Source organism: Pseudomonas sp. GB2N2 (assembly GCF_054897705.1).
Genome location: NZ_CM142701.1, coordinates 5,581,473 through 5,601,393 on the forward strand (window position 1 = coordinate 5,581,473; position 19,921 = coordinate 5,601,393).

Consider the following 19,921-nt stretch of genomic DNA (forward strand, 5'->3'; position numbering starts at 1 on the left):
AACGAGTGTCTTTGATCGCTTCTGACCACTTCCGCATCGTTGTCGGCCTCGGCAAGAGCGGCATGTCCCTGGTTCGCTTCCTGGCGAACCGGGGCACGTCGTTTGCCGTCGCCGATACGCGGGAAAATCCACCGGAACTGGCCACGCTCAAGCGTGACTATCCGCAGGTGGAAGTGCGTTGTGGCGAGCTGGACGTCGAATTCCTGTGCCGCGCCGACGAGCTCTACGTGAGCCCCGGCCTGGCGCTGGCGACCCCGGCCCTGCAAGCCGCTGCGGCCCGTGGCGTGAAATTGTCCGGCGACATCGAGCTGTTCGCGCGTAACGTGAAGGCGCCGATCGTGGCCATCAGCGGTTCCAACGCGAAGAGCACCGTGACCACGCTGGTGGGCGAGATGGCGGCAGCGGCCGGCAAGCGTGTCGCCGTCGGCGGTAACCTCGGCACCCCGGCGCTGGACCTGCTCAGCGATGACATCGAGCTGTACGTGATGGAGCTGTCGAGCTTCCAGCTCGAAACCACTGATCAGCTCAACGCTGAGGTGGCGACCGTGCTCAATGTCAGCGAAGACCACATGGACCGCTACAGCGGTCTTCCGGCCTATCACCTGGCCAAGCACCGGATCTTCCGTGGCGCCAGGCAATTCGTGGTCAACCGTCAGGACGCCTTGAGCCGTCCGTTGATGGGCGAGGGCCAGCCGTGCTGGACCTTCGGTTTGAGCAAGCCTGATTTCAAGGCGTTTGGTATCCGCGAAGAAGACGGCGAGAAATTCCTCGCCTTCGAATTTCAAAATCTGATGCCGGTGCGTGAATTGAAAATTCGCGGCGCCCATAACCAGTCCAACGCCCTGGCCGCTTTGGCCCTGGGGCACGCGGTCGGCCTGCCGTTCGACGCCATGCTCGCGAGCCTGCGCACGTTTGCCGGTCTTGAGCATCGCTGCCAATGGGTCCGCGACCTCGACGGCGTTGGCTACTACAACGATTCCAAAGCCACCAACGTCGGTGCCGCTCTGGCCGCCATCGAAGGCCTGGGTGCTGATATCGATGGCAAGGTCGTGCTGATTGCCGGTGGCGACGGCAAGGGCGCCGAGTTCAATGATTTGCGTGATCCGGTGGCGGCCAACTGCCGCGCCGTGATCCTGATGGGCCGCGACTCCGACAAGATCGGCGAAGCCGTTGGCGATGCCGTGCCGCTGATCCGCGCCGGTTCGCTGGTCGAAGCCGTGGAGCAATGCCGCGCCGCTGCGCATCCAGGCGACGTAGTGTTGTTGTCACCGGCCTGCGCCAGCTTCGACATGTTCAAGAATTATGAAGACCGTGGTCACCAGTTCGTCCGCGCCGTGGAGGATCTGGCATGAGCCTGTTCAACATCATCAAGCCGTATCCGTCTCCGCTGATCACCGGGCGCGGCATCGACCTCGACTTTCCGATGCTCGCCGGTTGCCTGGCCTTGCTTGGCCTCGGGTTGGTCATGATTGCATCCGCCTCCACCGAAGTGGGCGCCGTGCAGTCGGGCAGCGCCCTTTATTACATGATTCGCCATTTGATCTACGTGGTGTTGGGGCTGGGCGCGTGCATCGTCACTATGATGATTCCGATCGCGACCTGGCAGCGCCTGGGCTGGTTGATGCTGATCGGTGCGTTTGGTTTGCTGGTGATGGTGATCGTCCCGGGGATCGGCCGTGAAGTGAACGGCTCGATGCGCTGGATCGGCTTCAGTTTCTTCAACGTCCAGCCTTCCGAGATCGCCAAAGTGTTCGTGGTGATCTACCTCGCCGGTTATCTGGTGCGTCGCCAGAAAGAAGTGCGTGAAAGCTGGATGGGTTTCTTCAAGCCGTTCATCGTGCTGCTGCCGATGGCGGGACTGTTGCTGATGGAGCCGGACTTTGGTGCCACCGTCGTGATGATGGGCGCGGCTGCAGCGATGCTGTTCCTTGGGGGCGTCGGGCTGTTCCGTTTTTCCCTGATGGTGATTCTCGCGGTGGCGGCGGTGGTGCTGCTGATTCAGGTGCAGCCGTATCGAATGGCGCGTCTGACCAACTTCGCCGATCCGTGGGCCGACCAGTTCGGCGCCGGCTATCAGTTGTCGCAAGCGCTCATCGCGTTTGGTCGCGGCGAATGGCTGGGCGTCGGCCTGGGCAATAGCGTGCAGAAACAGTTCTACCTGCCGGAAGCGCACACCGACTTCGTGTTCTCGGTCCTCGCCGAAGAGCTGGGGGCCGTGGGTTCGCTGTGCACCGTGGCGCTGTTCGTCTTCGTGTGTATTCGTGGCATGTACATCGGTTATTGGGCCGAGAAGGCCAAGCAGTTCTTCGCCGCCTACATCGCGTACGGCTTGTCGTTTCTGTGGATTGGTCAATTCCTGATCAACATCGGGGTGAACGTCGGCCTGCTGCCAACTAAGGGTCTGACCTTGCCGTTCCTCAGTTACGGCGGCAGTTCGTTGGTGATCTGCTGTGCCTGTCTCGGCTTGTTGCTGCGCATTGAGTGGGAGAGTCGAACCCACCTTGGCAGTGAAGAGATGGAGTTCCAGGAGAGTGACTTCGCCGAGGAGTCTCCCCATGGGCGCTAACGTCTTGATCATGGCGGGCGGCACCGGTGGCCACGTCTTCCCGGCGCTGGCCTGTGCTCGCGAATTCCAGGCCCGTGGTTACACGGTGCACTGGCTCGGGACACCGCGCGGGATCGAAAACGACCTGGTGCCGATGGCCGGGATCGAGCTGCACCGGATCAATGCCAGCGGTCTGCGCGGCAAGGGTAAATTGTCCCTGCTCAAGGCGCCGGTGATGTTGCTCAAATCCATCTGGCAGGCGCGGGCGATCATTCGCCAGTTGCGGCCGGTATGTGTGGTCGGCTTCGGTGGTTATGTGACCGGCCCTGGTGGCGTCGCAGCCAAACTGGCTGGTGTGCCGGTGATCGTTCACGAACAGAACGCCGTGGCCGGTACCGCCAATCGGCTGCTGGTGCCGTTGGCCGCCCGAGTCTGTGAAGCATTCCCCGACACCTTTACCCTGTCGGACAGCCGACGGACCACCGGTAACCCGGTGCGCACCGAGCTGTTCCTCGACACACCGCGACAGGCTTTGGCCGGTCGCAAGGCGCGTTTGCTGATCCTCGGCGGAAGCCTGGGCGCAGAACCGTTGAACAAGTTGCTGCCTGAAGCCCTGTCACAGGTCGCCACCGACCTGCGTCCGGAGGTGTTTCATCAGGCCGGCAAAAACCACGATGAAGTGACTGCAGAGCGCTATCGCGCGGCTGGCGTCGAGGCGCAAGTGCAGCCTTTCATCAAAGACATGGCCCATGCCTATGGCTGGGCCGACCTGGTGGTGTGCCGCGCAGGCGCATTGACCATCAGTGAACTGGCCGCCGCCGGTCTGCCCTCAATGCTGGTGCCTTTGCCCCACGCGATCGACGATCACCAGACCCGCAACGCCGATTATTTGGCCCGTGAAGGCGCTGCCTTCCTGATGCCACAAAGAACGACTGGCGCAGCGGATCTAGCTGCACGCCTGACAGAGGTCCTGATGCAACCACAACGTCTCACCGACATGGCCAATGCGGCACGCCGCCTGGCCAAACCCGATGCCACCCGTAACGTGGTCGATACCTGCCTGGAGGTGGCCCATGGTTGAGAATCAGAAAGCCATGCCGCAACCGGAAATGCGCCGCATCCGTCGCATCCACTTCGTCGGTATCGGCGGTGTCGGCATGTGCGGCATCGCCGAAGTGCTGTTGAACCTGGGCTATGAAGTGTCCGGTTCTGACCTGAAAGCTTCGCCGGTGACCGAGCGCCTGGAATCCTTCGGCGCGCAGATTTTTATCGGCCACCGCGCCGAAAACGCTGCCACCGCCGACGTGCTGGTGGTGTCGAGTGCTGTAAACACGTCCAACCCGGAAGTCGCCACCGCGCTGGAACGCCGCATTCCGGTCGTGCCGCGCGCCGAGATGCTGGCCGAGCTGATGCGTTATCGCCACGGCATCGCCGTCGCCGGCACCCACGGCAAAACCACCACCACCAGCCTGATTGCATCGGTGTTCGCCGCCGGAGGCCTTGATCCGACGTTCGTCATCGGTGGCCGTCTGAACGCCGCGGGCACCAATGCCCAGCTGGGCACCAGCCGTTACCTGATCGCCGAAGCCGACGAAAGCGATGCGAGTTTCCTGCACTTGCAGCCGTTGGTGGCCGTGGTCACCAACATCGACGCCGACCACATGGCGACCTACGGCGGTGACTTCAACGTATTGAAGAAAACGTTCGTCGAGTTCCTGCACAACCTGCCGTTCTACGGTTTGGCGGTGGTGTGCCTGGACGACCCGGTCGTGCGCGAAATCCTGCCGCTGGTCAAACGCCCGGCCGTGACCTACGGCTTCGGTGATGACTGCGACGTGCGCGCAATCAATGTGCGCCAGCAGGGCATGCAGACCTTTTTTACCGTGCTGCGCCCTGATCGTGATCCGCTGGATGTTTCAGTGAACATGCCGGGCAATCACAACGTGCTGAACGCGCTGGCCACCATCTGCATCGCCAGCGACGAGGGCGTCAGTGATGAAGCCATCGTCCAGGGCCTGTCCGGCTTCCAGGGTGTTGGCCGACGCTTCCAGGTATACGGCGAGCTGCCGGTTGAAGGCGGCAACGTGATGCTGGTCGACGACTACGGTCACCACCCGACCGAAGTCGCGGCCGTGATCAAGGCTGTACGCGGTGGCTGGCCGGATCGCCGTCTGGTGATGGTTTACCAGCCGCACCGCTACAGCCGCACCCGCGACCTGTACGACGATTTCGTCAATGTCCTGGCCGACGCCAACGTCCTGCTGTTGATGGAAGTCTATCCAGCGGGCGAGGAACCGATCCCGGGCGCGGACAGCCGCAAGCTGTGCAACAGCATCCGCCAGCGCGGTCAGCTCGACCCGATCTACATCGAGCGCGGTGTCGACCTCGCGCCATTGGTCAAGCCACTGCTGCGTGCCGGCGACATCCTGCTGTGCCAGGGCGCCGGTGATATCGGTGGTCTCGCGCCAAAATTGTTGAACAGTCCGTTGTTCGCAGGTGCGGTTGCCGCGCCGAGCGTGGGGAAGTTGAAATGACTGCTGCTTACGCCAACCTCGTCTCCACAATCGCGCCAAAAGACTTCGGCCGCGTTGCCGTGTTCTTCGGCGGCAAGAGTGCCGAGCGTGAAGTGTCCCTGAAGTCGGGTAACGCTGTGCTCGAAGCGCTGCAAAGCGCCGGTGTGGACGCGTTCGGCCTCGACGTCGGCGATGACCTGCTGCAGCGTTTGCTGAACGAAAAAATCGACCGCGCCTTTATCATTCTTCACGGCCGTGGCGGTGAAGACGGCAGCATGCAAGGCCTGCTGGAATGCCTGGGCATTCCGTACACCGGCAGCGGCGTTCTGGCGTCGGCGCTGGCCATGGACAAACTGCGCACCAAGCAGGTCTGGCACAGCCTCGGCATTCCGACACCACGTCACGCGGTACTGAGTTGCGAGGCCGATTGTATTTCTGCGGCGACGGAACTGGGCTTCCCTTTGATCGTCAAACCGGCGCATGAAGGTTCAAGTATCGGTATGGCCAAAGTGACGTCCGCGTCCGAGTTGATCGACGCCTGGAAAGCGGCCAGTACCTACGATTCGCAAGTGTTGGTCGAGCAATGGATTCAAGGTCCGGAGTTCACCATCGCTACCCTGCGTGACCAGGTGTTGCCACCAATTGCCCTGGGCACGACGCACAGTTTCTACGACTACGACGCCAAGTACGTGGCTTCCGATACTCAGTACCGGATTCCGTGCGGCCTCGATAGCAATAAGGAAAAAGAACTGATGGACCTCACGGCGAAAGCCTGTGAGGCGCTGGGTATCGCCGGTTGGGGCAGGGCAGACGTGATGCAGGACGCCGAAGGGCAGTTCTGGTTTCTCGAAGTCAACACCGCACCGGGCATGACCGATCACAGCCTGGTACCGATGGCGGCGCGTGCTGCCGGTCTGGATTTCCAGCAACTGGTTCTGTCGATTCTTGCTGCAAGTATTGAGGCGCGGGGTTAATACCATGCAAGGCGCACAGCTTAGACATCAGCCTCCTCCAGCACCCGGCCGCAAGCCGGTGCCACGAGGTGCCAGCCGAATGGTGGCGAAAGAGCCGATGTCCGCGCGCCTGCCGAAAGCCAATTTTGGTTTTCTCAAAGCCCTGTTCTGGCCGGTGCTTCTGGTGGCCTTGGGGTTCGGCACTTACGAAGGCGCACAGCGTTTGCTGCCGTACGCCGACCGGCCGATCACCAAGGTCGCGGTTCAGGGCGACCTGAGTTACATCAGCCAGCAAGCGGTGCAGCAGCGGATCGCCCCGTACGTGGCGTCGAGCTTCTTCACCATCGACCTGGCGAGCATGCGCACCGAGCTGGAACAGATGCCCTGGATTGCCCACGCCGAAGTGCGCCGGGTGTGGCCGGATCAAGTGGTGATCCGCCTGGAAGAACAACTGCCGGTGGCCCGTTGGGGCGACGAATCGCTGTTGAACAACCAGGGTCAGGCGTTCACCCCGCGCGAGCTGGCGAACTACGAACACTTGCCACAGCTGTTCGGCCCGCAACGGGCTCAGCAGCAAGTCATGCAGCAATACCAGGTGCTGAGCCAGATGCTCAGGCCGCTGGGCTTCTCGATTGCACGCCTGGAATTGCGTGAACGGGGCAGCTGGTTCCTGACTACCGGTGCCGGCAGTTCGGGCCCGGGAATCGAACTGCTGCTGGGCCGCGGCGCCCTGGTGGAAAAGATGCGCCGTTTCATTGCCATCTACGACAAGACGCTTAAAGAACAGATTACGAACATTGCGCGCATCGATCTGCGCTACGCCAACGGCCTCGCTGTTGGCTGGCGGGAACCTGTAGCGCCCACGACGGCCCAACCCGCTGTCGCGAAGAATTAAGAAGAGGCAGGACCCATGGCAAACGTGCAAAGCGGCAAAATGATCGTCGGTCTCGATATCGGCACCTCCAAAGTGGTGGCGCTGGTAGGCGAGGTTTCGGACGACGGCACGCTGGAAATCGTCGGGATCGGCACGCATCCGTCCCGCGGCCTGAAGAAAGGCGTGGTGGTGAACATCGAGTCCACCGTGCAATCGATCCAGCGCGCAATTGAAGAAGCGCAGCTGATGGCCGGTTGCCGGATCCACTCGGCGTTCGTCGGCGTGGCGGGCAATCACATCCGCAGCCTGAACTCTCACGGCATCGTCGCGATTCGTGATCGCGAAGTCAGCGCCGCCGACCTTGAGCGCGTCCTTGACGCCGCCCAGGCTGTGGCGATCCCGGCGGACCAGCGCGTGCTGCACACCCTGCCGCAGGATTACGTGATCGATAACCAGGAAGGCGTCCGCGAACCGCTGGGTATGTCCGGCGTACGCCTGGAAGCCAAGGTCCACGTGGTCACCTGCGCCGTCAACGCCGCACAGAACATTGAAAAATGCGTGCGTCGCTGCGGTCTGGAAATCGACGACATCATTCTCGAGCAATTGGCGTCCGCTTATTCGGTACTGACCGACGACGAGAAAGAGCTGGGCGTGTGCCTGGTGGACATCGGCGGCGGCACCACCGACATCGCGATCTTCACCGAAGGCGCGATCCGTCACACCGCGGTGATCCCGATTGCGGGCGATCAGGTGACCAACGACATCGCCATGGCGTTGCGCACCCCGACCCAGTACGCCGAAGAAATCAAGATTCGCTACGCCTGCGCCCTGGCCAAACTGGCCGGTGCCGGTGAAACCATCAAGGTGCCAAGCGTCGGCGATCGCCCACCGCGCGAACTGTCCCGTCAGGCCCTGGCCGAAGTGGTCGAGCCGCGTTACGACGAACTGTTCACGCTGATCCAGGCCGAGCTGCGTCGCAGCGGCTACGAAGACCTGATCCCGGCCGGCATCGTGCTGACTGGCGGTACGTCGAAAATGGAAGGCGCGGTCGAATTGGCCGAAGAGATCTTCCACATGCCGGTCCGCCTGGGCGTGCCGCATGGCGTCAAGGGTCTGGACGATGTGGTGCGCAACCCGATTTATTCCACCGGCGTTGGCCTGTTGATGTACGGCCTGCAGAAGCAGTCCGACGGGATTTCGTTCTCGGGCATCAGCAGCCGCGACAGCTACAGCAACGAAGAACCGAAAGCCGCCTTGCTCGATCGCATCAAGAGCTGGGTACAAGGGAACTTCTGACGAAGTAGTTTCAAGCGACAAGCTTCAAGCGACAAACGCAACAAAAGCAGTAGGCGAAAAAACTAGAGAATCAAAGGAGAGGGAACATGTTCGAACTCGTAGACAACATCCCCGCAAGCCCGGTCATTAAAGTCATCGGTGTTGGCGGAGGCGGCGGCAACGCCGTCAATCACATGGTCAAGAGCAACATTGAAGGCGTGGAATTCATCTGCGCCAACACTGATGCCCAGGCGCTGAAGAGCATTGGCGCGCGGACCATCCTGCAACTGGGCACCGGCGTGACCAAGGGTCTCGGCGCTGGCGCCAATCCTGAAGTAGGTCGTCAGGCCGCTCTCGAAGATCGTGAGCGCATTGCCGAAGTCCTGCAGGGCACCAACATGGTGTTCATTACCACCGGCATGGGCGGTGGCACCGGTACCGGTGCTGCGCCGATCATTGCTGAAGTGGCCAAGGAAATGGGGATCCTCACCGTTGCGGTGGTGACCCGTCCGTTCCCGTTCGAAGGTCGCAAGCGCATGCAGATCGCCGACGAAGGTATTCGTCTGCTGTCCGAAAGCGTCGACTCGTTGATCACCATTCCCAACGAGAAGCTGCTGACCATCCTTGGTAAAGACGCCAGCCTGCTGTCGGCTTTCGCCAAGGCAGACGATGTACTGGCCGGTGCCGTTCGCGGTATCTCCGACATCATCAAGCGTCCGGGCATGATCAACGTCGACTTTGCCGACGTCCGTACCGTGATGAGCGAAATGGGCATGGCGATGATGGGCACTGGCTGCGCCAGCGGTCCGAACCGTGCACGCGAGGCCACCGAAGCGGCCATTCGCAACCCGTTGCTCGAAGACGTGAACCTGCAAGGTGCACGCGGCATCCTGGTGAACATCACCGCCGGTCCTGACCTGTCCCTGGGTGAGTACTCCGACGTGGGTAGCATCATCGAAGCCTTCGCTTCCGAGCACGCAATGGTCAAGGTCGGTACCGTAATCGATCCGGACATGCGCGACGAGTTGCACGTGACCGTGGTCGCGACCGGTCTGGGCGCGAAAATCGAGAAGCCTGTGAAGGTTATCGACAACACCGTTCACACCTCGATGGCATCGCAGCCGCAACAATCGGCAGCCGCTCGTCAGGAAGCGCCAGCGGTTAACTACCGTGATCTGGATCGTCCGACCGTTATGCGCAACCAGGCTCAGGCCGGTGCTGCAACTGCCGCGAAGATGAATCCACAGGATGACCTGGACTATCTGGACATCCCGGCATTCCTGCGTCGTCAGGCCGATTAATGGAATGTATCAGGGCTATGAAGGTGATTGGTGTTCAGCAAAGGTCTGGTCTGCTATCATCGCCAGCCTTTGTTGATACCAGTTCGCAATTTGCGCTGAAGCGGCCCAAGCCATGATTAAACAACGCACACTGAAAAATATTATCCGTGCCACAGGTGTCGGTCTGCACTCCGGGGAGAAGGTTTACCTGACCCTCAAGCCTGCACCTGTCGACACCGGCATCGTGTTTGTTCGTGCCGATCTGGACCCTGTGGTGCAGATTCCTGCTCGCGCGGAAAACGTTGGCGAAACCACGATGTCGACCACGCTGGTCAACGGTGACGTCAAAGTGGATACGGTGGAGCACTTGCTCTCGGCCATGGCTGGCCTGGGCATCGATAACGCCTACGTCGAGCTCTCCGCGTCCGAAGTCCCGATCATGGATGGTAGCGCTGGACCTTTCGTATTCCTGATTCAATCGGCCGGCCTGGAAGAACAGGACGCACCGAAGAAATTCATCCGGATCCTGCGGGAAGTGACAGTGGAAGACGGCGACAAGCGCGCCACTTTCGTCCCTTTCGAAGGTTTCAAGGTGAGTTTCGAGATCGATTTCGATCACCCGGTTTTCCGTAACCGCACACAAAGTGCAAGCGTGGATTTTTCCAGCACTTCGTTCGTAAAAGAAGTCAGCCGCGCCCGTACCTTTGGTTTCATGAGTGACATCGAGTACCTGCGCAAGCATAACCTCGCACTCGGCGGCAGCGTTGAAAACGCTATTGTGGTCGACGCGGATGGCGTACTGAACGAAGACGGCCTTCGCTATGAAGACGAATTCGTGAAGCACAAGATCCTCGATGCAATTGGTGACCTCTACCTCTTGGGCAATAGCCTGATTGGTGAGTTCAAGGGCTTCAAGTCCGGACATGCATTGAACAACCAGCTGCTGCGCAAGTTGATTGAGCAGACAGATGCTTGGGAAGTCGTGACTTTCGAAGACGCCAGCACTGCACCGATCTCTTACATGCGTCCGGTTGCGGCGGTGTAAGCAAAAAACCTCTCTAGTTTTTAAAGGCTGCCTTCGGGTGGCCTTTTTTTATGCTCAAAAAAATTGATTTCAAACCGCACTCACCACGCGATTCCGTCCACTTTCCTTCGCCTGATACAGCGCCTTGTCCGCCGCAAACAGTAACTGCTCCAGACTGGTATGGTTACTTGTGGTCCAGGTGCTAACACCAATACTGACAGTAATCGGCGATTCAACGCCCGCCACAAATGGCAACTGTTCGACAGCCACACGAATGTGCTCGGCAATCTGCTTCGCGCCCGCGCTGTCGGTTTCCGCCAGGATCACCGAAAACTCCTCACCCCCGTACCGGGCGACCAGATCCGCCGGTCGCCGTACGTTTTCGCAGATGACCCTGGCCAGCGCGCGTAGCGCATCGTCGCCGGCGGGATGGCCATGTTGGTCGTTGAACGCCTTGAAGTGATCGGCGTCGATCATCAGCACCGACAGCGGTTTGCCCGACCGTTGCGCGCGAAACCACTCGTGCCGCAGGGTCTGATCGAGCATTCGGCGGTTGGCCACGCCCGTCAAGGCGTCCGTCGCCGCCAGTTGCTCCAGTTCCTGCTCGGCGGTGTGGCGCAGGCGCAACTCTCGACACAACAGCCAGGTCAGCCACAGCAGGCCGATGCACAGGACGCCGGTGGCACCGCTGATGATGACCGCCGTGCGTTCCCAGGCGGCGAACACATCGTTGCCGGAGAGCGCGACGATCACCGTCAATGGCAGGTTGCCGACCCTGGAAAAGGTATAGAGGCGTTGCGTCTGGTCGACGCTCGACTCGCTGTCGAAGCTACCGCTGCGCTCGCGCAGGATGCGCTGCACGTTGGGTCGGTTGTCGAATTTTTTACCAATCGAGTCATTTTCCAGGTGCGGCTTTTGCGCCAGCAGCACGCCGTCATCATTGATGATGGAGACAGCGCTGCCGTTGCCGATGTTCAGGCTGTTGAACAGTTGGTCGAAGTAACCCAGTCGCATCGACGCGACAGCGACCCCGAGGAATTCACCCGTGGTCGAAGAGATGCGCCGACTGAAACTGATTCGCCACTCGTCGCGATCGTCGCACTCGCAGCGGAGTTTGAAGGGGTGGCTGATGAACATGCCGGTGTCACCATTGGAGGCATGGGCGAGGAAGTAATCACGATCGGCGAAGTTGCCGGGCTTGGGATCGACCAGTGACGAATCGGCGAGGACCTCGCCATGGGGGTCCAGCAACAGAATGTCGCCCTTGAAGCGCGCCGCCGTGGAGCGGTCAAACAGCACCAGATGACGGATCTGCGGCGACACCTGTTTCAGGTCGTCGCGCTGGGAAGCGGCGATCAGGCCTTGCAAGGTCAAGTCGTAGAGCTCGACGGTACGCAGCACATCAGCGTCGATCAATTGCGCAATCGTCGTCGCGCTACGGGTGGCCACCTGCTGGGCGTTGGCGTGTTCACGGATCAGCAGAAAAGTAACGATGGCGATTATCGCGATTACGGTCAGGCAGCTGCCGAATATCACCATCAGCTCCGGGCGACCGGTCTTGCGTGCGACGAAGGGTGGGCGGCTCGCGGGCATGGGGACGTTATCTGCGTGATGACTTTCCATAGGAGCAAGCCCGCTCCTACACATGCTTTCAGCGTAGAAGACATTGGGCAGGTAGTCGACGTTGACCCGCATCGTTGCGGTGAATGTAATGGCGGTCGGCGATGGGAGATTAGACGGGAAGATGGATACCGAACGTATTGATGCCGTGATCACTGCGCACAAACACATCGCCGCCATGCATCAGCGCAATCGCCTTGACGATCGCCAGCCCCAGGCCGTGGTTGTTGCCGCTGTTGCTGCGCGATGCATCGACCCGATAAAAACGCTCGAACAACCGTGGCAAGTGCTCGCTGGCAATCGGCGAACCAGGGTTGGCGACGCCGATGCTGACCTGATCCGCCTCGACCTCGATGCGCACCTGAATGACCTGCCCGGGCTTGGTGTGTTGCACCGCATTGCTCAGCAGGTTGATCAGCGCCCGGCGCAGGTGAGCGATCTCGATCCGCACCTGCGCATCGCCACTGACCTGCACTTGAACCTGCGCGTCCTCAAGGATGAAATCCAGATACTCCAGGGTTGTCGCCACTTCATCGGCGAGCGACGTCGAGGTCAGTTTGGTCGCCTTGCTGCCCTGATCGGCGCTGGCCAGGAACAGCATGTCGTTGATGATCGAACGCAGCCGTTCCAGCTCTTCAAGGTTCGATTGCAGCACTTCGAAGTAGTGCTCGGCTGACCGTCCGCGCGTCAACGCCACCTGGGTCTGGCCGATCAGGTTGGTCAGCGGCGAGCGCAGTTCATGGGCAACATCGGCATTGAACGACTCCAGCCGCGAATAGGCCTGCTCGACCCGTTCCAGCGTGGAATTGAACGAGTTGACGAACTGATTGAGTTCCGGCGGCAGCGACGATAAACGCAAGCGTCCGGAGCGCAACGGCGGTGCGAGGCGCTGGGCTTCATGGGACAGCTTGATCAACGGCTTGAGGCCGATCCGCGCCACCCAGTAACCCAGCGCCGAGGCCAGCAACACGCCGATAATCGCCAGGCTGATCAGCGCGAGCAGCAGGTGGTGCTGGGTCTGGAAGAACGTCTCGGTGTCGATGCCGATCATGAAGCGCAATGCCGGTCGCTGGTCCTTGGCCGGGAACTGGCTGACCAGCACTTTCTGCGGATAAGGCTGATCCGGCAGCTGCAGGTCGCGCATGCCCAGCGGTCCTTCGGCGAAGGCGCGAATCTGTGGCGTCGGGTTGCCGTATTCGTAGTGCGGATCGCCGCTGATGATCCAGAAACTGATGCGCTTGTCTTCCTCGCCTAGCAGCTTGAGTTTGTTGTTGATCTTCACCCAATGTTCCGGCGTGCCGTAGCGGCCGACGGTGGATTCGAGCACGCTGTAACGTGCGTCCAGCTCGGCTTCCGGCAGCAGGCCTAAGCCTTTGTCGACCTGTTGATACAGCGCCCAGCCAATCAGCAGGAACACCAACAGCGCCACCAGCGTGAACATGCCGCTGAGGCGCAGGGCAATCGAATTACTGGACACCACGGCTCTCCAGCACATAACCCATGCCCCGGATCGTGTGCAGCAGTTTCTCGTCGAACGGCCCGTCGAGCTTGGCGCGCAGGCGTTTGATCGCGACTTCGACGACATTGGCGTCGCTGTCGAAATTGATGTCCCAGACCATTTCCGCAATCGCGGTTTTCGAGAGGATTTCACCTTGTCGGCGGGCCAGCACACTCAGCAGCGAAAACTCCTTGGCGGTCAGGTCCAAGCGGGTGCCAGCGCGGGTGGCCTTGCGGCTGATCAAGTCGATCCACAGGTCGGCGATGCTCACCTGCACCGGTTCATGGCCGCCACTGCGCCGCGTCAGCGCTTGCAAGCGCGCCACCAGTTCAAGGAAGGAAAACGGTTTGCCGAGGTAATCGTCGGCACCGTCGCGCAGGCCTTTGATCCGGTCTTCGACACGCTCGCGGGCGGTAAGCATGATCACCGGAGTTTGCTTGCGCGCCCGCAACGCGCGCAATACGCCGAAGCCGTCGAGGCCCGGCAGCATGACATCGAGGACGATCACCGCATAGTCGCTTTCCAGCGCCAGGTGCAGGCCTTCAACGCCGTCCCGCGCCAGATCCACGGTGTAACCCTGTTCCGTCAGACCGCGGTGCAGGTAATCCGCGGTTTTTTCCTCGTCTTCGATAATCAGAACGCGCATGACCCCGCCTCAGTCTGTGGTCGCCAGCGCCGGACTCGGTGCTGGCGCGGGTGGAAGAGAGTGCCGATGAAATAGCCGCTCGAGCCACAAGTATATGACCGGAGTGGTAAACAGCGTCAGCGCCTGGCTCACCAGCAACCCGCCGACCACCGCAATCCCCAATGGCTGGCGCAGTTCAGCGCCAGTGCCGTAGCCGAGCATCAGCGGCAGTGCACCGAGCAGGGCGGCCAGGGTGGTCATGATGATCGGCCGAAACCGAGTGATACAGGCCTGGTAAATCGCTTCTTCCGGTGGCAGGCCACGGTTACGTTGGGCATCAAGGGCGAAGTCGATCATCAGGATGCCGTTTTTCTTCACAATCCCGATCAGCAGCACCAGCCCAATCAGCGCCATGATCGAAAAGTCCTGGCCGCAAATCCACAACATGATCACCGCCCCGAGCCCCGCCGATGGCAGCGTCGAGATGATGGTCAGCGGATGGACGAAGCTCTCGTAGAGCACGCCGAGAATGATGTACACCGCCACCAGTGCCGCCAGAATCAGCCACGGCTGACTGGCCAGCGAACTCTGGAAAGCCTGGGCCGCGCCCTGGAAATTGCCGCTCATGGCGGCCGGCATGCCGATTTCAGCCTTGGCCTGATTGAGCATGATCACCGCATCACCGAGTGCCACGCCGGGCGCCAGGTTGAAGGACAGGTTGGCGGCCGGGAACATGCCATCGTGGGCGATCGACAATGGGCCTACAGTGGGCGCATCGAATTTCGCCAGCGCCGACAGCGGCACCATTTCTCCACTCAACGGCGAGCGCAGGTAGAAATAGTTGAGGCTTTCCGCTTTGCCGCGCTGCTTGGTGTCCAGTTCCAGAATCACGTTGTATTGATTGATCTGGGTCTGGAATTCATTGATCTGGCGCTGGCCGAAGGCGTCGTACAGTGCTTCGTCGACATCGCTGGCGGTCAGGCCGAAACGCGCGGCGGCGCTGCGGTCGATGCTGATATGGGTGATGCTGCCGCCCAGTTGCAGGTCGTTGGAAATGTCGCGGAACGCCGGGTTGCTGCGCAGTTTTTCCGTGAGGCGCTGGGTCCAGGTGCTGAGGGTCGGGCCGTCATTACTTTTGAGCACGTATTGGTACTGCGCGCGGCTCGGGCCGGAACTGAGGTTGATGTCCTGGCCGGCACGCAGATAGAGCACGATGCCCGGAACTTTCATCAGTTGCGGACGAATCCGGTCGATGAACTGGCTGGCCGAGACATCGCGGTCGCTGCGTTTTTTCAGGGAGATCCAAAAGCGGCCGTTGGCGATGGTCTGGTTACTGCCGGAGACGCCGACCGAGTGGGAAAACGCTTCGACTGCAGGATCTGCCGCGACGATTTCCGCCATGGCCAAGTGTTTCTTCACCATGTCGCCGTAGGATATGTCGGCGGCCGCTTCGGTGGTGCCCAGCACAAAACCGGTGTCCTGCACCGGAAAGAAGCCCTTCGGAATGAAGATGTAACCGGCGACGGCCAAGGCCAGGGACAGGCTGAACACGCCGATCATCAATTTCTGATGGGCGAGGGCGCGGCGCAGGAGTTTTTCGTAACCGGCCAGCAAACGTTCGCCAAAGGTTTTTTTACTGTGGGCGTGATGCACCGGCGCCCGCATGAACAGCGCTGCGAGGGTCGGTGCCAGGGTCAGCGAAACCACCACCGAAATCAGGATGGTCGAGGTCGCCGTCAGGGCAAACTCCTTGAACAGCCGCCCGACCACGCCACCCATGAACAGCAGTGGAATGAACGCCGCCACCAGCGAGAAACTGATCGAGACCACGGTAAAACCGATCTCGCCGGCGCCCTTGATCGCGGCTTCACGCATGCCGTCGCCGGCCTCGAGGTGACGGTGGATGTTCTCCACCACCACAATCGCATCGTCGACCACAAACCCCACGGCCACCACGATCGCTACCAGCGTCAAGTTGTTCAGGCTGAAACCCATGATGTACATCAGGGCGAAACTGGCGACCAGCGAAACGCCCAGTACCGCAGACACGATCAGCGTCGCCGACCATTGGCGCAGGAACAGCGCCATCACCGCGACCACCAGCATGATCGCGATCAGCAGGGTGATTTCCACTTCATGCAGCGAAGCGCGGATGGTCTGGGTCCGGTCGATCAGCACCTTGACCTGCACCGAGGCCGGCAGCATCGCTTCGAGGCCCGGCAGCGCCGCTTGAATGCGGTCGACGGTCTCGACGATGTTGGCGCCCGGTTGCCGGGAAATCACCAGGTTCACCCCGGGCTTGTCCCCCGCCCACGCCTGCACGTAGGCATCTTCCGAACCGTTGACGACTTTCGCCACATCCCGCAGGTGAACCGGTGCACCGTCCTTGTAGGAAACGATGAGCTGGCTGTATTCGTCCGGGTGGAACAACTGGTCGTTGGTGGACAGCGTCGAGATGCTCGACTCGCCATACAGCGCGCCTTTGGCCAGGTTGAGGCTGGTCTGCTGGATCGCCAGGCGAATGTCCGCCAGCGTCAGGCCGATGGCGGCGAGTTTGTCGGCTGAAGCTTGAACACGAATTGCCGGACGTTGCTGACCGGTAATGTTGATTTGGCCTACACCGTCGATCTGACTGATCTGACGCGACAGCAGGGTTTCCACCAGATCGCTGAGTTCGGGGCCGGGCATCAGGGTCGAATTGATGCTCAGAATCAGCACCGGGCTGTCGGCCGGGTTGACCTTGCGCCACGTCGGCAGGTTCGGCATGTCCTTGGGCAGTTTGCCGGCGGCGGTGTTGATCGCGGCCTGCACTTCCTGCGCGGCGGTGTCGATGCTTTTGTCGAGGGTGAATTGCAGGGTCAGGTTGGTCGAGCCGAGGGCGCTGCTCGAGGTCATCTGCGTGACGCCGGGGATGGCGCTGAATTGCACTTCAAGCGGTGTGGCCACCGAGGAGGCCATGGTTTCCGGGCTGGCGCCGGGCAATTGCGCGGCGACCTGAATGGTCGGGAATTCGGCTTCCGGCAAAGGCGCAATCGGCAATCGTGGAAAGGCGATCACGCCGAGCAACACCAACGCGAAGGTCAGCAGGATCGTTGCTACCGGATGATCGATGCACCACGTCGAAACCCCGCGGTGGCTCTTCATGGCTTCGGCTCCGACTGGACCACTTGCGGTGGCTCGGTCAGTACCTGCACGGTCGAGCCGGGTTTGAGCCTGGACTGGCCGTCGCTGACCAGAATGTCGCCGGGTTTCACGCCTTTGATGATGTCCTGGCCGCTGCCCTGATAGACCATCTGCACCTGGACGGTTTCGACCTTGTCACCGTTGACCCGGTAGACGAAGTGTTGATCGAGGCCACGTTGTACGACCGTGGGCGGCACCACCAGCGCATCCTTTTCCAGTGCTGTCTGAATTTTTACCGTCACCAGCAGGCCTGGCCAGAGTTTCTGCCCGGCATTTTTGAATTCGGCTTTGGCGCGGATGGTCCCGGTGTTGGCGTTGATCTGGTTGTCGATCAGCGTCAGGTGACCTTCGCCCAGCAGGTTGCCGGTTTCGCCATCGGTGTCGGCGCCGATGTAGGCCTTGACCTGCGCGTGTTCCGGATCATTGATCAGGCCTTGCAGGGTCGGCAGCATTTGCTGCGGCAGGGAAAACTCGACGGCGATCGGATCGATCTGCGTCACGGTGAACAAGCCTTGGGCATCGGTCATGCGCAGGAAATTGCCTTCATCCACCGTGCGAATACCGACACGACCGGTGACCGGGGAGCGAATCTGCGTGTAGGAAAGCTGCACCTGCGCGGCATCGATCGACGCCTGATTGCCTTGCGCCGTGGCTTTGAGCTGGTTGACCAGCGCTTGCTGCTGGTCGTAAGTCTGCTTGGACACGCCGTTGTCGACACTCAGCAGCTTGTAGCGCTGCAGGTTGACCAGTGCCACCTGCAACTGCGCCTGGCTTTCGCCAAGTTGCGCGCGGGTCTGATCGAGATTGGCGCGGATTGAGCGGTCATCAATGCTGGCGAGCAGGTCGCCTTTGCTGACCAGTTGCCCTTCTTTGACCAGGATTTTGGTGAGGATGCCGTCGATCTGCGGGCGTACCACCACGCTGTGCAGCGACAGCACCGAACCGATGCCGCTGACGTAGCGCGGGACGTCTTTTTCAGTGACGTTCACCACTCGAACCGGGATCGCCGTGGGCGCGGCGAGTTTTGCCGTGGCCGGTTTGGTCAGGTACCAGGTGCCCAGCGCTGCCAGGACAATGAGCAGACCTGCGATCAAGGCGGGTTTTTTCTGAATTCGCATGCGAGTGGGGCGCCGGGGCTGGATGGACGGATTTGTGTCAGGGCTATCCTTATAAACCTGTTCGCCGGTCAGGAAGGTGACTGCTAACTGACGGCGCTGTCAGTTTGGTCTACACGCCGGCTCCTACAGTGGATCATGGGAAGGTATACTGCCGCCTTTCGTGGCTCGCTGACCGGGCCCGACACTTGTGCATTACCCGGAGCTTTCATGACTTCCCCGACACAACCGCCGGTTGCCGACGCCTTGAGCGACGCTTCGGCAGACCTGCCAGACAGCGTCGACTCCAGCGCAGACAGCGAAACCCAAGCCGCGATCCCGGCGTTCAAGTTCCCGTTCAAACCGGGTGAACTGGCCGCCGCAAAAGCCGCCGGCCAGCCGTGGTACAAGAACGGCGCCAAGAACGGCCACACCAAGACGCCGGGTGCAGCGCCTCCGGGCACGCGGCGTTCGATGGGTAAGCGCTAATCGTTGATTGTTGCCGTGGTCTGATCTGACGCCATCGCGAGCAGGCTCACTCCCACAAGGACGGTGATCACCCGCAGGAGTGAGCCCGCTCGCGATGGGGCCTTACCAGGCAATACATCGTTGGGATCAAGCCGCCCGCAACGAGATAAACGCATAGTTGACCGGCACCTCAGTCGCCACGTGCGCACCTGCCGCCAACACCTGCCCGGCAATGTCGTCCCCCGACACATGAAACTGCCAATTACTGTCCAACCCCGCCACCGCCTGCTGCGCCACCTGATCAATGACCGTGGCAAACGCACTCATGTCCGGAAGGTAGGCAGTAAATCCATCGCCCTTGAGCGCTGTCGTCCGAATCCCCAGCAATGCGCAAATGGCATCCTTGCTGCGAACGTCATCGCGATCTGCCTGACGGGAGCGCTGGATAAGTCCCGCGAGTTCCTGATCGACCAATTCACCGCCAATGATCAGGTCCGGGCCTTTTTCCCATGACGCCGGCGGACAATCCTTGGTCGCCGGGTTCAACGGGATGTGTGGGTTGATTTCCATCGGATAGATGCGGCACACCAGCGGCCGGCGCTCGTAGATGCGGCAAAGGTTGTCTTCGTCAAGATTCCGGCAGGGCCCGACGTTGTAGGCCGCAAACGTGATAGCCACGTACGCCTCGCACGCGCCGCTTTGAACCACCACCGAGCGGCGTTCGGCATGTTCGCGTTGCAGCACCGGCAGGCCCAGGCCATTCCCCAGGAACCCTTCCACCAGCACGATCACCTGACCGCCATCGGCTGCCCACATCCGCGCTTCGGGCAGGGTTAGGGGCACGTGATGGTCGTTGCAGCATTTGCCGCAGCCTACGCAGGAAAACGTCGTATTCATCGAAGGATCAGTCGCCTGTCAGGACCCGAAGCGGCGACGGAATGCCACCGCAAAGGACAGCGTCGAAGCAAG

At 61.0% G+C, this 19,921-nt stretch carries 16 protein-coding genes; 10 read left to right on the forward strand and 6 right to left on the reverse strand.

Translation table 11 applies throughout. The features are described from left to right. The first annotated feature begins 5 nt into the window (after positions 1 to 5). The 9 genes from murD (at position 6) to lpxC (ending at position 10,485) form a co-directional block, all read left to right on the forward strand. Positions 6 to 1,352: a UDP-N-acetylmuramoyl-L-alanine--D-glutamate ligase gene (gene murD, locus ACYZT4_RS25960; RefSeq protein WP_461983832.1), complete on the forward strand. Its 1,347-nt coding sequence runs from the start codon at positions 6 to 8 to the stop codon at positions 1,350 to 1,352. Then, entirely contained in the window at positions 1,349 to 2,566 is a 1,218-nt protein-coding gene (ftsW, locus tag ACYZT4_RS25965; RefSeq protein WP_461983833.1) for a putative lipid II flippase FtsW, read from the forward strand. Before murD ends, ftsW begins: the two co-directional genes overlap by 4 nt. After that, positions 2,556 to 3,626 (forward strand): undecaprenyldiphospho-muramoylpentapeptide beta-N-acetylglucosaminyltransferase, encoded by a 1,071-nt coding sequence (murG, locus tag ACYZT4_RS25970; protein ID WP_461983835.1) that lies wholly within the window; start codon positions 2,556 to 2,558, stop codon positions 3,624 to 3,626. The genes ftsW and murG overlap by 11 nt, the downstream gene beginning before the upstream one ends. Continuing rightward, positions 3,619 to 5,079 carry a UDP-N-acetylmuramate--L-alanine ligase gene (gene murC, locus ACYZT4_RS25975; RefSeq protein ID WP_461983836.1) on the forward strand — a complete coding sequence of 487 codons (1,461 nt, stop codon included), beginning with the start codon at positions 3,619 to 3,621 and terminating at the stop codon, positions 5,077 to 5,079. Before murG ends, murC begins: the two co-directional genes overlap by 8 nt. Then, entirely contained in the window at positions 5,076 to 6,032 is a 957-nt protein-coding gene (locus ACYZT4_RS25980) for a D-alanine--D-alanine ligase (RefSeq protein ID WP_461983838.1), read from the forward strand. The genes murC and ACYZT4_RS25980 overlap by 4 nt, the downstream gene beginning before the upstream one ends. Before the next feature lie 4 nt (positions 6,033 to 6,036). After that, positions 6,037 to 6,906, forward strand: a complete 870-nt coding sequence (locus tag ACYZT4_RS25985) for a cell division protein FtsQ/DivIB (RefSeq protein ID WP_461983839.1) — start codon at positions 6,037 to 6,039, stop codon at positions 6,904 to 6,906. Between the two features lie 15 nt (positions 6,907 to 6,921). Further along, complete coding sequence (gene ftsA / locus ACYZT4_RS25990; protein WP_046048247.1) at positions 6,922 to 8,181, forward strand: cell division protein FtsA; 1,260 nt, start codon at positions 6,922 to 6,924, stop codon at positions 8,179 to 8,181. Between the two features lie 86 nt (positions 8,182 to 8,267). Then, positions 8,268 to 9,461, forward strand: a complete 1,194-nt coding sequence (ftsZ, locus tag ACYZT4_RS25995) for a cell division protein FtsZ (protein ID WP_461983841.1) — start codon at positions 8,268 to 8,270, stop codon at positions 9,459 to 9,461. A 112-nt stretch (positions 9,462 to 9,573) separates the two neighbouring features. Then, entirely contained in the window at positions 9,574 to 10,485 is a 912-nt protein-coding gene (gene lpxC, locus ACYZT4_RS26000) for a UDP-3-O-acyl-N-acetylglucosamine deacetylase (protein ID WP_407011677.1), read from the forward strand. A 69-nt stretch (positions 10,486 to 10,554) separates the two neighbouring features. On the opposite strand, the gene ACYZT4_RS26005 is transcribed toward lpxC, so the two are convergent. The 5 genes from ACYZT4_RS26005 to ACYZT4_RS26025 all read right to left on the reverse strand — a co-directional run bounded on the left by ACYZT4_RS26005 (position 10,555) and on the right by ACYZT4_RS26025 (position 18,508). Next, on the reverse strand, positions 10,555 to 12,057 hold the full coding sequence (locus ACYZT4_RS26005) for a sensor domain-containing diguanylate cyclase (protein ID WP_461983843.1): 1,503 nt from the start codon (positions 12,055 to 12,057) through the stop codon (positions 10,555 to 10,557). Between the two features lie 139 nt (positions 12,058 to 12,196). After that, on the reverse strand, positions 12,197 to 13,561 hold the full coding sequence (locus tag ACYZT4_RS26010) for a heavy metal sensor histidine kinase (protein ID WP_461983845.1): 1,365 nt from the start codon (positions 13,559 to 13,561) through the stop codon (positions 12,197 to 12,199). Further along, complete coding sequence (locus ACYZT4_RS26015; protein ID WP_007916978.1) at positions 13,551 to 14,228, reverse strand: heavy metal response regulator transcription factor; 678 nt, start codon at positions 14,226 to 14,228, stop codon at positions 13,551 to 13,553. Before ACYZT4_RS26015 ends, ACYZT4_RS26010 begins: the two co-directional genes overlap by 11 nt. Positions 14,229 to 14,237: 9 nt before the next feature. Next, on the reverse strand, positions 14,238 to 17,351 hold the full coding sequence (locus ACYZT4_RS26020) for a multidrug efflux RND transporter permease subunit (RefSeq protein WP_461983848.1): 3,114 nt from the start codon (positions 17,349 to 17,351) through the stop codon (positions 14,238 to 14,240). Next, a complete protein-coding gene (locus ACYZT4_RS26025) occupies positions 17,348 to 18,508 on the reverse strand; it encodes an efflux RND transporter periplasmic adaptor subunit (RefSeq protein ID WP_461983850.1) in 1,161 nt (386 codons plus the stop codon). Before ACYZT4_RS26025 ends, ACYZT4_RS26020 begins: the two co-directional genes overlap by 4 nt. Positions 18,509 to 18,715: 207 nt before the next feature. Here ACYZT4_RS26025 and ACYZT4_RS26030 point away from each other — a divergent pair, with 207 nt between their 5' ends. After that, positions 18,716 to 18,973, forward strand: coding sequence for a hypothetical protein (locus ACYZT4_RS26030; protein ID WP_461983852.1), 258 nt, complete (start codon positions 18,716 to 18,718; stop codon positions 18,971 to 18,973). Between the two features lie 126 nt (positions 18,974 to 19,099). Here the strand turns inward: ACYZT4_RS26030 and ACYZT4_RS26035 are convergent, their stop codons facing one another. Beyond that, entirely contained in the window at positions 19,100 to 19,849 is a 750-nt protein-coding gene (locus ACYZT4_RS26035; protein WP_461983854.1) for a YkgJ family cysteine cluster protein, read from the reverse strand. Between the last annotated feature and the right edge of the window lie 72 nt (positions 19,850 to 19,921).

Coding starts and splice junctions, on each gene's coding strand:
- ftsW (WP_461983833.1), top strand. CDS start 1,349: ATGAGCCTGTTCAACATCATCAAGCCGTATCCGTCTCCGCTGATCACC.
- murG (WP_461983835.1), top strand. CDS start 2,556: ATGGGCGCTAACGTCTTGATCATGGCGGGCGGCACCGGTGGCCACGTC.
- murC (WP_461983836.1), top strand. CDS start 3,619: ATGGTTGAGAATCAGAAAGCCATGCCGCAACCGGAAATGCGCCGCATC.
- ACYZT4_RS25980 (WP_461983838.1), top strand. CDS start 5,076: ATGACTGCTGCTTACGCCAACCTCGTCTCCACAATCGCGCCAAAAGAC.
- ACYZT4_RS25985 (WP_461983839.1), top strand. CDS start 6,037: ATGCAAGGCGCACAGCTTAGACATCAGCCTCCTCCAGCACCCGGCCGC.
- ftsA (WP_046048247.1), top strand. CDS start 6,922: ATGGCAAACGTGCAAAGCGGCAAAATGATCGTCGGTCTCGATATCGGC.
- ftsZ (WP_461983841.1), top strand. CDS start 8,268: ATGTTCGAACTCGTAGACAACATCCCCGCAAGCCCGGTCATTAAAGTC.
- lpxC (WP_407011677.1), top strand. CDS start 9,574: ATGATTAAACAACGCACACTGAAAAATATTATCCGTGCCACAGGTGTC.
- ACYZT4_RS26005 (WP_461983843.1), bottom strand. CDS start 12,057: ATGCCCGCGAGCCGCCCACCCTTCGTCGCACGCAAGACCGGTCGCCCG.
- ACYZT4_RS26015 (WP_007916978.1), bottom strand. CDS start 14,228: ATGCGCGTTCTGATTATCGAAGACGAGGAAAAAACCGCGGATTACCTG.
- ACYZT4_RS26020 (WP_461983848.1), bottom strand. CDS start 17,351: ATGAAGAGCCACCGCGGGGTTTCGACGTGGTGCATCGATCATCCGGTA.
- ACYZT4_RS26025 (WP_461983850.1), bottom strand. CDS start 18,508: ATGCGAATTCAGAAAAAACCCGCCTTGATCGCAGGTCTGCTCATTGTC.
- ACYZT4_RS26030 (WP_461983852.1), top strand. CDS start 18,716: ATGACTTCCCCGACACAACCGCCGGTTGCCGACGCCTTGAGCGACGCT.
- ACYZT4_RS26035 (WP_461983854.1), bottom strand. CDS start 19,849: ATGAATACGACGTTTTCCTGCGTAGGCTGCGGCAAATGCTGCAACGAC.